This is a genomic window from Arthrobacter sp. HS15c (assembly GCF_040812005.1).
In the GTDB taxonomy this organism is placed as follows: Bacteria; Actinomycetota; Actinomycetes; order Actinomycetales; family Micrococcaceae; genus Arthrobacter.
Genome location: NZ_JBFOHM010000001.1, coordinates 453910 through 465798 on the forward strand (window position 1 = coordinate 453910; position 11889 = coordinate 465798).

10 protein-coding genes are annotated in these 11889 nt (G+C 67.8%); 3 read left to right on the forward strand and 7 right to left on the reverse strand.

Translation table 11 applies throughout. The features are described 5' to 3' along the window. Window positions 1-64: 64 nt before the first annotated feature. Both ABV518_RS02060 and ABV518_RS02065 read right to left on the reverse strand, forming a co-directional pair. On the reverse strand, window positions 65-1702 hold the full coding sequence (locus ABV518_RS02060; RefSeq protein ID WP_367765171.1) for a response regulator transcription factor: 1638 nt from the start codon (window positions 1700-1702) through the stop codon (window positions 65-67). A gap of 106 nt (window positions 1703-1808) precedes the next feature. Beyond that, complete coding sequence (locus ABV518_RS02065) at window positions 1809-3332, reverse strand: ATP-dependent DNA ligase (protein ID WP_367765172.1); 1524 nt, start codon at window positions 3330-3332, stop codon at window positions 1809-1811. Window positions 3333-3415: 83 nt separating this feature from the next. Between ABV518_RS02065 and ABV518_RS02070 the strand changes: the two genes are divergently transcribed. Continuing rightward, complete coding sequence (locus tag ABV518_RS02070; protein ID WP_367765173.1) at window positions 3416-4015, forward strand: dihydrofolate reductase family protein; 600 nt, start codon at window positions 3416-3418, stop codon at window positions 4013-4015. Window positions 4016-4098: 83 nt separating this feature from the next. On the opposite strand, the gene groL is transcribed toward ABV518_RS02070, so the two are convergent. From groL to ABV518_RS02085, 3 genes are all read right to left on the reverse strand, one after another. Then, entirely contained in the window at window positions 4099-5709 is a 1611-nt protein-coding gene (groL, locus tag ABV518_RS02075; protein ID WP_131131362.1) for a chaperonin GroEL, read from the reverse strand. Window positions 5710-5786: 77 nt separating this feature from the next. Beyond that, the gene (gene groES, locus ABV518_RS02080; RefSeq protein ID WP_018773735.1) at window positions 5787-6083 is read right to left on the reverse strand and encodes a co-chaperone GroES; all 297 of its coding nucleotides are present in this window, start codon (window positions 6081-6083) and stop codon (window positions 5787-5789) included. Window positions 6084-6301: 218 nt separating this feature from the next. Continuing rightward, on the reverse strand, window positions 6302-6688 hold the full coding sequence (locus tag ABV518_RS02085; protein ID WP_367765174.1) for a hypothetical protein: 387 nt from the start codon (window positions 6686-6688) through the stop codon (window positions 6302-6304). Window positions 6689-6742: 54 nt separating this feature from the next. Between ABV518_RS02085 and ABV518_RS02090 the strand changes: the two genes are divergently transcribed. After that, window positions 6743-7984 carry an SAM-dependent methyltransferase gene (locus ABV518_RS02090; RefSeq protein ID WP_367765175.1) on the forward strand — a complete coding sequence of 414 codons (1242 nt, stop codon included), beginning with the start codon at window positions 6743-6745 and terminating at the stop codon, window positions 7982-7984. Between the two features lie 2 nt (window positions 7985-7986). Here ABV518_RS02090 and ABV518_RS02095 read toward each other — a convergent pair whose 3' ends face one another. Further along, window positions 7987-8805 carry a shikimate 5-dehydrogenase gene (locus tag ABV518_RS02095; protein ID WP_367765176.1) on the reverse strand — a complete coding sequence of 273 codons (819 nt, stop codon included), beginning with the start codon at window positions 8803-8805 and terminating at the stop codon, window positions 7987-7989. Window positions 8806-8854: 49 nt separating this feature from the next. Beyond that, window positions 8855-10288, reverse strand: coding sequence for a glycoside hydrolase family 3 protein (locus ABV518_RS02100; protein WP_367765328.1), 1434 nt, complete (start codon window positions 10286-10288; stop codon window positions 8855-8857). 398 nt (window positions 10289-10686) lie between these two features. Here ABV518_RS02100 and ABV518_RS02105 point away from each other — a divergent pair, with 398 nt between their 5' ends. Next, a complete protein-coding gene (locus ABV518_RS02105) occupies window positions 10687-11838 on the forward strand; it encodes a glutamate--cysteine ligase (RefSeq protein ID WP_367765177.1) in 1152 nt (383 codons plus the stop codon). Window positions 11839-11889 lie beyond the last annotated feature (51 nt).

Genomic DNA, 11889 nt, shown 5'->3' on the forward strand with positions numbered 1-11889 from the left:
ACCGCGTCGGGCAAAACATGCAACTCTGCCCGGGGGCGTTGTGGGTATTTTTGCGCAGGTGGCCCTAGCTGGCCAGCCCGTGCTCGAACGCATACCTCGTGGCGGCCGTGCGGGACGAAACACCCAGCTTCAGGAAGATGTTGCTGAGGTGCCGGGCAACCGTCTTTTCGCTCAGATACAGTTCGGCGGCTATCGCCCGGTTGCCCTCACCGGACGCCACAAGCCGAAGAACTTCCGTTTCCCTCGGGGACAGCGGGCCTTTGGCACCGGCGTCGGTGCCTTCCCGCATGAGCGAGGCGGCCCAGGCGGCGGCCGGCCCGGCGCCCAGCTCCAGGAGGTCGGCATGTGCTGCTTCGAAGTCCATCAGCGCCGACGGCTCATCGCCGAGCGCCCGGCACGCACGCCCGATAAATACCCGGCATCGGGCCGCCTCGTAGGGCACACCGAGTTCAAGCCACAGGTTCCAGGCCTGGCGCAGGGCTTGTGATGCACCCGCCGGGTCGCCCGCAGCGAGGCGGACAGCGCCGTCGGCCTGCGCGGCAACCGCCCGGACCATGGGCATGGGGCATTCGCGGGCAAAGGCCTCCAGCTCGTCCGCGCCCCGCCGTGCCGCCTCCAGGTCGGAGGCTGCCAGTTCGATCTCCACCAGTGCCGGCAACAGATTCCGGCGGGTGGCGACGTCGGCCACGCCGGCTGCCCTGCGGACCATCACCTGTGCCTGCTGCACGTCCCCCCGAGCCAACAGGAGGAGCGCAAGGCCAGGCTGGGGCTCATAGCCGCTTCGGGCCGCCTCACGGTAGGAAGCATCGGCGGCCTCCAGTTGGCCGGTGAGCCGCTGCACTTCGCCCTGCTGGTAGTAGCCCCCGTACATTGCCTGCGGGTCACCCCGGGTGGAACGCCCCTGGGCCGCGGCCGCAGCCTCCATCGCTTCGGCCCAGGCCCCGTGCAGCCGGAAGATTTCGGCGCGGTGTGACTGGCACTGGCCGCTGAATGCAACCATGTCGGGGCGGGCGTTGCACCAGCGGTCAAGTGCGGCAGTCCATTGCAGGGCCCGCTCCAGGTCGAAGGCCAGGTGGCAGTTGCCAATCACTGCGCAGTAGATAATTCCTGACGGGATCGCCGACAGCTCCCCCGCCGTCACGGCCACCATGACCTCGTCGAACATCCGGAGGCCCTCGTCGGGGTGTCCAAGCATCAGGGTCGCCTGGCCGGTCCCGAGGAGGGCCAGTGCGGACAGGTCTTTGTCCTGGAACCGTTGGCCGAATTCCGCAACCTGCGTGAAGACCTGCAGGGCGCCTGCCGGATCACCGCCGTAGAGCTTGCCCAGGCCCATCGGAACGAGCAAGAGGCCTTGTACGGCGTCCGGTTCGGCCAGTTCATCCACGAGCCTCTGGCCACGGGCAAACCAGCCCCCGGCCCGTGCCGCCTCCCCCACGTTCATCAGCTGCATCCCCATCCAGCCCGCACACCGGGCGGCGCCGACGACGTCGCCGACAACGAGGTATTCCTCGTGCGCCCGGGTGAGGGTATCCAGGCCAGCTGCCGTGTTGCCGGTCAGGATTTCCGCGATGGCGAGCCGGTCAAGGTCGGGTGCCGGCAGTCCGCCGCGCCGGTCGGCATCACGTAAGTTCTCGAAGGCATCGGTCCAGCGGTTCTCGCGGAATGCTGTCCTGCCTTGGTCGATGCCCGTCTCAGCAGACATCCGGCCTCCTTTCGGATACCTGCCCGCCCAGCCGGTTGGCTTTGCCGCACGATGGGCGCGGCGCTAGTTAAGCGCCACGGTACGCCCGCCGGGGAACCCGCACAACCTAGGGACGCAGCAGCGCGCGCAGCGTCTGAATGGTGTCTGCCTCAGCCGCTGCCTTGTCGTCGCGGTAGCGCTTGACGCGTGCGAACCGGAGGGCAATTCCGCCCGGGTATCGCGAGGAATTCTGTACGCCGTCGATGGCGATCTCGACCACGGTGACGGGTTCCACCCAGACGGTGCCCGCCGTCCGCCGCGTTTCGAGCTCCTGGAACTTTCCGGTCTGCCAGCGCAGCAGCGCGTCGGTGAGGCCCTTGAATGTCTTGCCCACCATCACGTAGCCGCCGGGTTCGCCGAACTCGCCGGTCGGGTCGAGTGCTCCGAGGTGCAGGTTCGACAGCAGCCCCGTGCGCCGTCCTGAGCCCCACTCGCAGGCCAGCACTACCAGGTCGTAGGTGAGAACCGGCTTCACCTTGATCCAGTTGGAACCACGCCGGCCGGCCGCGTAGGCCGATCCGACCGCCTTCACCACGACGCCCTCGTGGCCCGCGGCGAGCGCATCGCGCGACACCCGCTCGGCAACAGCCGCGTCCGCCGTGATCTCCCCCGGGATCCGGTGTTCCGGGGCGATGCGTTCGAGCACACCAATGCGCGTAGACAGCGGCTCGTCGAGCAGGTCGCGCCCGTCGATGTGCAGCACGTCGAAGAACCACGGATGCAGCACTGTAGCGCGCACCGCATCCGCGCCGAACCGCGACATCGTCTCCTGGAACGGCCGCGGTCCGCCGTCCTCGTCCAGGGCCAGGGTCTCGCCGTCGAGGATCACATCGCGGACCGGCAGTCCGAGAACCACCTCCGCCACCTCGGGCAGCCGGTGGGTCACGTCGGCCAGCGTGCGGGTGTAGATGCGCACCTCGTCGCCGAGGCGATGCACCTGGATGCGGGCGCCGTCGAGCTTGTACTCCACGGATGCCTCCCCCGTGGCCTCCAGCGCCGCGCTGGCGCTGGACGCGGTTGCGGCGAGCATGGGCTGCACGGGACGGCCGACGACGAGGCCGACGGCGTCAAGCTGGGCGGCCGTGCCTGTGATCGCGAGCAGGGCGGTCCCGCCGAGATCACCGGAGAGCATCGCCGCGCGGCGTACGGCCTCGACGGGCCGGCCGGCGGCGCGGGCAACGGCATCCGTCAGCACGCCCTCAAGCGCACCGGTACGCAGCTCACCGAGCAGCACGCCGGAAATGAATGCCTGCTCGCGTTCGGTGGCTGCCGCCGTGAGCGTCCGGAGTGTGGCGGCGCGCTCCGCCGCCGATCCGGTACCTGCGGTGACGAGCAGCCGGTCCAACGCAGCGTCGACGTCGGCGACAGTAAGGCCCGGCTCGGCGGCCGGCTCCCCCATGGCCGCTCCCACGCCTCGCCAGCCAACCCCTACCCGGCCCTGCCGCGGCCGGGCGATGAGCAGGCCGACGGCCGCAGGGATGTCCGCGGGCTCAAGCCGTCGCAGCAGGTCGGCCAGAGCTTCGACCTTCGCCAGCCGGGAGCGGGTGGCCGCGACGGCATCAGTGGTTCTCACGAGCTCGTCGAGCAGCATGGCACCAGTCTGCCACGCCGGCCGATGCTTGCCGCTGGCCGCTGGGTATGGACAGTGCCGGTACCCCGTTCCAGACTGGACGCATGGGCATCATCGTCGCGAACCTGTTCATCACCCTCGACGGCGTCTACCAGGCACCCGGCGGCCGCGAAGAAGATACTGAAGGCGACTTCGCTTTCGGTGGCTGGCAGGCGCCCGTGTCCGATGACGAAGCCGGCGCGGCCATCGGCGCCGAGGTCGAACGCATCGATGCCCTGCTTCTCGGCCGGAAGACCTACGACATCTTCGCCGCGTACTGGCCGCACCAGTCAGACGACATCGGCGGCACGCTCAACCGGGTGCCCAAGTTCGTTGTCTCCAAGACCCTGACGGCTCCGGGCTGGGCCGGAACCACAGTGCTGCCGGATGCCGCGGCCGCAGGCCGGCTTCGCGAGGAGTACGGCGAGGTGCATATGTTCGGCAGCGGCGTCCTCATCCGTTCGCTGCTGGCGGCAAACGTCATCGACCGCCTTCACTTCTGGCTCTATCCGGTCACCCTTGGGCAGGGCAAGCGCCTCTTCGACGCCGGGACTGTCCCCGCTTCCTTCCGCCTCGCCGAGCCGGCACGCACTTTCCCGAAGGGGGCGGTGTCGCTGGTCTACGAGCGCGCAGGCGACGTCGAGACGCAGGAGATGGGCGCGTAGTGCCGCAACCGGCCCAACGATACAAAAAACACAAAAAACCGGCCCAGCGGATGCTGGACCGGTTTTTTATGTGGCAGTTGCCGTTAGTGGCTGTGGCCTGCGTGCTCGTCTTCGTCAGCCGGCTTCTCCACCACGAGGGTTTCGGTGGTGAGGACCAGCGCGGCGATGGACGCTGCGTTGCGCAGGGCTGCACGGGTGACCTTGACGGGGTCGATGACACCGGCGCCGATCAGGTCCTCGTACACGCCGGACTTGGCGTTGAAACCGTTGTTGGTTTCGAGCTCTGCAACCTTGGCCGTGACAACGTAACCGTCGAACCCGGCGTTCTGGGCGATCCAGCGCAGCGGCTGGACCAGGGCGCGGCGGACGATGCCCACAGCGGCTGCGGCGTCACCTTCGAGGGCCTTGACGGCAGGGTCCTCGTCGAGTGCCTTGAGGGCGTGGATCAGCGCGGAACCGCCGCCGGCCACGATGCCTTCTTCGAGGGCGGCGCGGGTGGAGGACACAGCATCTTCGATGCGGTGCTTCTTTTCCTTCAGCTCGACCTCGGTGGCTGCGCCAACCTTGATCACGCCGATGCCGCCGGCCAGCTTGGCCAGGCGTTCCTGCAGCTTTTCCTTGTCCCAGTCGGAGTCGGTGCGGGTCAGCTCGGCGCGCAGCTGGGAAACCCGGGCTGCGACGTCTTCTGCGGAACCGGCGCCGTCAACGATGGTGGTGTTGTCCTTGGTGACCGTGATGCGGCGGGCGGTACCCAGCACCTCAAGGCCAACGGTGTCCAGGCTCAGGCCCAGTTCCGGGGAGACAACCTGCGCACCGGTAAGGGTGGCGATGTCCTGCAGCATGGCCTTGCGGCGGTCGCCGAAGCCCGGAGCCTTGACGGCAACCACGTTCAGGGTCCCGCGGATGCGGTTGACGATCAGCGTGGACAGTGCCTCGCCGTCGACGTCTTCGGCAATGATGAACAGCGGCTTGGAGCTCTGCAGCGCCTTCTCCAGCAGCGGCAGGAAGTCCTGGACCGAGGAGATCTTGCCCTGGTTGATCAGGATGAGGGCGTCTTCGAGGACGGCTTCCTGGCGTTCTGCGTCGGTGACGAAGTACGGGGACAGGTAGCCCTTGTCGAACTGCATGCCTTCGGTGAGGACCAGTTCGGTCTGCGTGGTGGAGGACTCCTCGATGGTGATCACACCATCCTTGCCGACCTTGCCGAATGCCTCGGCGAGGAGCTCGCCGATTTCGTCGCTCTGGGCGGAGATGGCTGCAACGCTGGCAACCTGGGTGCCCTCAACGGGACGGGCGTTCTCGAGCAGGCGGGCTGCGACGGCTTCGACGGAAACCTCGATGCCGCGCTTGATCTGGCCGGGGGCAGCGCCGGCAGCAACGTTGCGCAGGCCTTCCTTGACCAGTGCCTGTGCCAGGACGGTGGCGGTGGTGGTGCCGTCGCCGGCAACATCGTTGGTCTTCGTGGCGACTTCCTTGGCCAGCTGCGCGCCAAGGTTCTCGTACGGGTCGTCCAGTTCGATTTCACGGGCGATGGTGACACCGTCGTTGGTGATTGTGGGAGCGCCCCACTTCTTGTCGAGGACGACGTTGCGGCCGCGGGGGCCGAGCGTCACCTTGACAGTATTGGCGAGCTTATCGATGCCGGCTTCAAGCGACCGGCGGGCAGCGTCGTTAAACGCAAGCTGCTTTGCCATGGTTGTGTCCTTTCAAGACAGAAACCCCGCGCTGCCGGCCAGCAAAAGCATGACCAGCGGCACGGGGATCCAAAGAGTTACTTTACGACGATCGCCAGAACGTCGCGGGCGGACAGCACGAGGTACTCGGTGCCGCCGGTCTTGACTTCGGTTCCGCCGTACTTGGAGTAGATAACAACGTCGCCAACGGCAACGTCGATGGGAACGCGGTTGCCGTTGTCGTCAAAGCGGCCGGGGCCTACTGCAACAACTTCGCCTTCCTGCGGCTTCTCCTGTGCGGAGTCCGGGATGACCAGGCCGGAAGCCGTGGTCTGCTCGGCTTCGAGCGGGCGGACAACAATACGATCCTCAAGAGGCTTAATAGAGACCGACACTCGGACCTCTCCTTTTCGTCAGCAAATTCATGGACTGGAGAGCTGCCGCACCGTGGCTGGCAAACCGTCGTCGCGGTGCCGGCAGCAGCCTGGCTGGCAGCTCTTCATGTGTTAGCACCCTCCTAGGGAGAGTGCTAATGATGACTCTATGTAAGTGGTTAGCACTCGGTCAAGGCGAGTGCCAGAATTTTGCCCCCAGTGAACAGTCAAGGACCGTCTCAGCGCCCGGCGAGGTCATCGAAATCGACGTCCTCGTCACCTTCGTTGCCCTCGTCTTCGCCGTTGCCCCGCTGGAGATACAGGACGACGGCGCCGGCTGCAGCGGCCAGCAGCGAAACCACCAGCAGGATAATGCCGCCCAGCCGGGCCCCGGCGTAGAGGTCCCTGATGTCCCGTGCCTCGTCGGTGGCGTCCTGGATGTTCTTGCCGCCCACGGAGTAGACCGTGGCGTTGAAGGTGTCCAGGAAGAAGATGATCACCAGCAGGGTGGTGCAGACCACCGCCACGGCAGCGCCTGCGATCAGTGCGGGACGGGCGAACTTCACCAGGCCTGGGTGGTTCGGATGTGGCTGTTCGGACGGCTGTAGGCCTGCGCTGTCTTCCATGCCTTCAACCCTATCGGCATCTCCCCGTGGCGCTCCTCCACTACGCTTGAACCCATGGCTCAAGCACCGCAGGACCAGATCGCACCACTGCTCACGAGCGAAGGATGGGACCTGCTGGCGTCCCTTGGCCCGTACCGTGAGGACACCTCTTTCGAGCTGAATTCCTCGCTCCGCAAGGCCGGCCACTCCCCCGCACTGGTGTCCGCGGTCCTCACCCAGTCCAGGCTCCGCACCAAGGCTGAGCTGAAGTTCGGGGAATTCGCGCGGAGCATGCTGTTCACGCAGGCCGGGCTGGAACAGGCCACCCGGCTGCAGGTTGCCGCCCGGCACGCCGAACGGTTCGCGCAGGCCGGGATCGGCCACGTCGCCGACCTCGGATGCGGGCTGGCCGCCGACTCGTTGGCCCTCGCCTCGATGGACATCACCGTCACGGCCGTGGAAATGGATGAGACCACTGCAGCCTGCGCCACGGTGAACCTTATCCCGTTCCCCAACGCCACCGTCGTGCACTCGGACGCGACGTCAGTCCCGCTGGACGGGATCGACGGCGTCTGGCTGGATCCGGCACGCCGGGTCACCTCCACGTCGGGAACCAAGCGGATCTGGGACCCGGAGGCCTTCTCCCCGCCGCTGTCCTTTGTGGAGTCGCTGGCCGCGTCCGGCCGGGCCGTGGGGGTCAAAATGGGCCCCGGGATGCCGCACGAATCGGTGCCGGCGGACTGTGAGGCGCAGTGGGTCTCCGTGGGCGGCGACGTCACCGAGGTGACGCTGTGGTTCAACGCGGTGCGCCGGCCCGGAATCCGCCGGGCAGCATTGCTTTTGGGCACGCAGGGCGCCTCCGAAATCACCAGCGCTGAGGATTTCGACGGCGGTCCGGTCGCCCCGGTGGGCCCGGTAGAGGGCTATCTGTACGAGCCCGACGGTGCCGTGATCCGCGCAGGGCTGGTGGCCGATGTCGCCCTTGAACTGGGCGGGCACCTGGTGGACGAGCACATCGCCTATATTTGCGCCCCTGACCTCGTGGACACGCCTTACGCACGGGCCTACAAGGTCCTGGAGGTCATGCCGTACAACGTCAAGGCGCTCAAGGCCTGGGTCAAGGACAACGGCATCGGCGTGCTGGACATCAAAAAACGCGGCACGTCCGTCACCCCGGAGGAGCTGCGGAAGCAGCTGCTCCCCGCAGGGGGCAAGGGCAACAGCAAGGGCAGCAAGAAGGCCGGAAACAAAACGGCCACCCTGGTCCTGACCCGCATCGGGGAGGACCGGGTGGCCATCGTGGTGGAACCGGCCTGAAGCTACTGGGCGCGCGTGAATTCCTCGGCGGCCCGGACCTGCTCATCGGTGGGGCGGACCCCGGTGTACAGCACAAACTGCTCCAGTGCCTGGATGGTGGCCACCTCGGCGCCGGTGATCACCGGCTTCCCGGCGGCACGTGCGGCCTGGATCAGCGGCGTTTCGGCCGGCAGCGCCACGACGTCGAACACCACTTTGGCCGCTGCTATGGTCTCCTCCGGGAAGGACAGTGAGCCGGCTTCCGGACCGCCGTGCATGCCGATCGGGGTGACGTTGATGATCAAATCTGCCGTGACGCCGTCGAGCGCTGCGCGCCAGCGGAACCCGTACTGCTCGGCGAGGGGCCGCCCTGTGTCTTCGTTTCGCGCAATCACTGTGACGTCCGTGAAGCCGGCGTCGCGGAGGGCGGCGATGGTGGCTTTCGCCATTCCGCCGGCCCCCTGCACCAGGACTGAATAGCCCACGGGCACCGCGTTGCTCTTGAGCAGCTGCTCAATGGCCGTGTAGTCCGTGTTGTAGGCCTTGAGGTGCCCGTCGGTGTTCACGATCGTGTTGACGGAATCGATGGCCTTGGCCGAGGGGTCCATCTCGTCCACGAGCGCGATCACGTCCTCCTTGTACGGCATGGACACCGCGCAGCCGCGGATCCCCAGGCCCCGGACGCCGGCTATGGCCTGGCCAAGGTCCGTGGGGGCGAAGGCCTTGTAGATCCAGTTCAGGTCCAGCTGGTCGTAGAGGTAGTTGTGGAAGCGGGTCCCGTTGTTGCTGGGCCGCGCCGACAGCGAGATGCAGAGGGTCATGTCTTTATTAAGAATGGGCACCGCTCCATTAAACCGCTGCTGGTCCCGCGAACAGACTTGGCGCAGTTCGTTACGGGCAGCCGGTGCCGGCGGGGAAGCTCCCGACGGCGGCAGGCAGCTTCCCGGGGGCGGTTGCCTTGCCTGCCAGTACGGCCGCCAGCGCGTCGAAGGCGCCCGGACTGCGCCCGTACACGGCGACCTTGACCGGCGCGGCGGAGTCCTGCAGCGGCCAGGGCGCGTCCAGCGAAACGGCAATGTCCCCTGCGGCCGGGGCGCCGCCGTAGCCAATGAGGCTGACCACCGGCCCCTCGCCTACTGCGAGCCCGGCCTTGGCGGCGGCGGCCTCGAACCGGGCCCGGTCCTGCGGGGAGCCGCCGGCCACCCGGACACTGCCGGGAACCAGCGGGCCGCTGCAGGGTCCGGACAGGACCGTGACAGCTGCCGCAGATACCCGCGCGGAGATGTCCGCGCCGGTCCCGGCCGCGGACCCGGGAGGGACGGATGTCCTGCCCCGCCAAATCATCATGGTGGCCACCCGCTGCGCGGCCTCGTCCAGGCGCGCGGCCGGCAGGCTGCCGCCGGCCACGGCACCCACGATTGCCGCGTGTGCCTGTGCCACATCCGTGGGCATCAGCAAAAGGTCCGCTCCGGCGGCGAGCGCAGCAACAGCAGCTGAGCCGTCCGGATACTGCTTCTGGACCGCACCCATGTTGAGGGCGTCCGTCACCGCCACCCCGTTGAACCCCATGCCCCGCAGCGCAGCGTAGGTGGGCGCGGACAACGACGCCGGCACGCCGGGTTCCAGCGCGGGCACCGCGATGTGCCCCGTCATGACCATGGGCACACCGGCCGCAATGGCGGCCCGGAACGGCTTCCAGTCGCGGGCCTCGAGGTCGGCAATGCTTGCGGGCTGCACGGGCAGGTCCTGGTGCGAGTCAACCGTGACTGAACCATGGCCGGGGAAATGCTTCACGGCCGGCAGGACGCCCGACTCCTGCATCCCCTGCGAAAAGGCGATCCCCATCGCCCCTGCCGCATCCGGGTTCCCGGACATGGACCGCGCGCCGATGGTCGGATCCGCGGGGCCGATGGTGACGTCCGTGTCCGGCGCGAAGTCCACGTTGAAGCCCAGCGGTGCGAGCTCGGACGCCAATGCCCGGCCCGCGTCCTTCGTGAGCGCCGCGTTGCCCGCGGCGCCGTAGGCCATGGGCGACGGCCATTCGGTGAGGGGCGCACCGAGCCGCGCCACCATGCCGCCCTCCTGGTCCACGCCGATGAGGCCGGGCCAGGTCCGGCCGTCCGCGCGGGCTGCCTGGGCCAGGCGTGCGGTGGTTGCAGCCATGGCCAAGGGGTCCACCTGCTTCCGGGCGTCCACGGGAACGTTGTCCCCCATGATGATCGAGCCCGCCAGGTGGAGGCGCTCGATGGTGGCGGCGTGCGCCGCCGCGTCCGTGCCCGCGAAGAAGGGCATCAGGACCTGGCCTGCTTTCTGCTCCGGGGTCATCGCGGCGACCGCTGCCGCGGCCGCGTCCCTGTCACGCTGCTGCGGTCCCCAGCCGAGGGGCCTGGCTCCCGGGTCCGGTGCGGCAGACGATGGCGGGGGTGCCGGCGTCGTCCGTTGGGATGCCGAGGGTGACGCGCTGGGAGAAGGGGTCCCGGAAGAGGGCGCCGCCGATGGGGCGGGCACGCCCGTGCAGGCGCTCAGGGCGGTGAGGGTGGCCGCCGCTGCCAGGATGAGGGTGGTTTTGTGAAAACTGTCACGGGTCTGCGGGAACAAGGCCATCAATACGATGCTACCCCTGCACTAGACTTGAACCACCCGTTCGCCTGCCTGCCGCCGATTGCCAGGACACCCTTCCGGGGCGGCGTGCGCCAGGGACAACAGAACAGTTAGGGGAACGCATGAAGATTGATTTCGCTTCATCGAGGCAATCAACTCTTGGTGTGGAGTGGGAGCTGGCGCTCGTGGACGGCCAGACCGGAGAGCTGGCTTCCGTGGCCAACGAGGTGCTCCGTGGCGTCGCCGCCAAACACCCCGAGCTGAACGAGGACGACGAACATCCCCACATCAAGCAGGAACTCCTGCTGAACACGGTGGAACTTGTCACCGGGATCTGCGAGACCGCCGGCGAAGCCAAGGAGGACCTCAGCAGGTCCCTGGCCGCAGTCCGCGAGATCACCGACCCCATGGGCGTGGAGGTCTTCTGCGCCGGAAGCCACCCCTTCAGCCCCCCGCAGCTGCAGCCGGTCACGGACAAGGCCCGCTACGCCAAGCTGATCGACCGCACCCAGTGGTGGGGCCGGCAGATGGTCATTTACGGTGTGCACGTCCATGTTGGCCTGGACCGGCGCGAAAAGGCCCTTCCCGTGCTGGACGGCCTGGTCAATTACTTCCCCCATTTCCAGGCGCTGTCCGCGTCCAGCCCGTTCTGGGGCGGGGAGGATACGGGCTACGCCTCGCACCGGGCCCTGATGTTCCAGCAACTGCCCACCGCAGGCCTGCCGTTCCAGTTCCAGTCCTGGGACGAATACGAGTCCTACGTCCAGGACATGTTCACCACCGGCGTGATCGACACCCTGTCCGAGATCCGCTGGGACATCCGCCCGGTCCCCAACCTGGGCACCATCGAGATGCGCATCTGCGACGGCCTGGCAACGCTGGAGGAAGTGGGCGCCATTGCCGCCCTCACCCAGTGCCTCGTCGACGAGTTCTCCACCACGCTGGATAACGGCGGGACCATCCCCACCATGCCGCCGTGGCATGTCCAGGAAAACAAATGGCGTGCCGCCCGCTACGGCATGGAGGCCATCATCATCCTCGATGCCAAGGGCCGGGAGCAGCTGGTGACGGACCACCTCCTGGAGACCCTGAACCGGCTGGAGCCCGTCGCGGCCAAGCTCGGCTGCCCGGACGAGCTCGCCGACGTCGAAAAGATCATCAGCCGCGGGGCCGGCTACCAGCGCCAGCGCCGCGTGGCAGCCGAGCACGGCGGCGACTTGCAGGCCGTGGTGCTGGACCTCGTCAAACAGATGCGCAACGGCCCCACCGCCTGACCCCGCCCGCCCGAAACGGGGCACTCCGACACGGACACGCCCGCCGCCGTC